This is a genomic window from Mesorhizobium sp. M7A.F.Ca.CA.004.04.2.1, from assembly GCF_004022825.1.
Classification (GTDB): Bacteria; Pseudomonadota; Alphaproteobacteria; order Rhizobiales; family Rhizobiaceae; genus Mesorhizobium.
This window is the reverse complement of sequence record NZ_RZPH01001327.1, coordinates 1-1,300: the sequence shown is the minus strand read 5'-3', so window position 1 is coordinate 1,300 and position 1,300 is coordinate 1. Positions and strand designations below refer to the sequence as shown.

Genomic DNA, 1,300 nt, shown 5'->3' with positions numbered 1-1,300 from the left:
GTGTTGATCTTCTTGTCGATGATCTCGGCCTTCAGGTTTTCCTGCGTCACCACGGCTGGCGTGAACAGCTGCGAGGGCGTGTCGTACAGCGTCATCTCGGCCTTCGGCGTCTCGCCCGAAAGCAGCTTGATGGCGATGTTGGCGGCCGCCGCCGCCACGATCTCGCTCGGCTTGGAGATGGTGTTGTACTGGTCGCCGGCGATGATCAGCTGCAAGGCCGCGATCGTCGCGTCATTGCCGGTCACCGGCGGCACCGGATCGACGCCGGCCGCCTTGAAGGCGGCGATGGCGCCGCCACCGGTGCCGTCATTGGCGGCAACCACGCCGAGGATTTTCGGCCCGAAGCGGGTGATCTGGCCGCCGGCCCATTGCTGCGCCTTCGGCGGCGCCCATTCCGGCGTGTCGTATTCGGCCAGGATCTTGTAGCCGCTATTGTCGAGGCCGGCATGGATGCCCTTCTTGATCAGGCCGGCCGCCGCGTCGGTCGGCGAGCCGTTGATCTGCAGCACACCGCCGCTGGCCGGATCGACCTTCAGCGCCTTCAGGTGCTCGACCAGCGAGTCGGCGATGGCCTTGCCGATGCCTTCATTGTTGAACGACACATAGAAATCGGCCGGCGCGGTCGGGATCGGCCGGTCGTAGGCGATGACCTTGATGCCCTGGCTCTGCGCCAGCTTGACCAGCGAGGCGGCGGCGGTCGAGTCGACCGGGTCGAGCACGATCGCCTTGGCGCCCTGCGAGATCACCGAGTTGAACTGCTGCTGCTGGCGCGAGGCGTCGGCATCGGCATTCTGGTAGAGCACCTTGCAGCCCGGGCACAGCTTCTTCATCTCGGCGGCGAAGCCGGGATAATCATGCTGCTCGTAGCGGGTCGAGGCCTGGTCGGGCATCAGGAAGGCGACGGTCGCATCGGTGACTTCGGCGGCCCTGGCGATCGCGGCGGTGCCGGCCAGCAGCGACAGCGCAAGGGCTGCCACACCGGCGGACTTGCCAGCGGACTTCAATGAAGATGAAAGTTTGGTCATTCGGTCTTCTCCGTTTCTGGATATGGTTGTAAGAAGGTCGTTGACTGCTTTGGTCTGAAGATACCTATCCGCCCTCGCCCAAACTGCATTGGGAACCGGGACCCGGCGCCGGCCTTTCGAGCCGCGCCGACAACCTCCGCCGACGGAGGAATTCGAGACAAGCGTTCTCCATCGCGAACCGCTCCACGCGGCTCACGTCGTCATGCAAAAGAAAAAATCCTCCCTTGGTTCCTCCCTGGCTCCTCCGTTAAGCGGCTTTTCCCGCGTTGATGTTG

Annotated in this window: 1 protein-coding gene; it reads right to left on the bottom strand. The window is 64.2% G+C overall.

Annotation, left to right across the window (positions count from 1 at the left end):
- Positions 1–1,025: sugar ABC transporter substrate-binding protein (locus tag EN893_RS34265; protein WP_164901393.1), on the bottom strand; the 1,025-nt coding region annotated here is incomplete at its 3' end.
- Positions 1,026–1,300 lie beyond the last annotated feature (275 nt).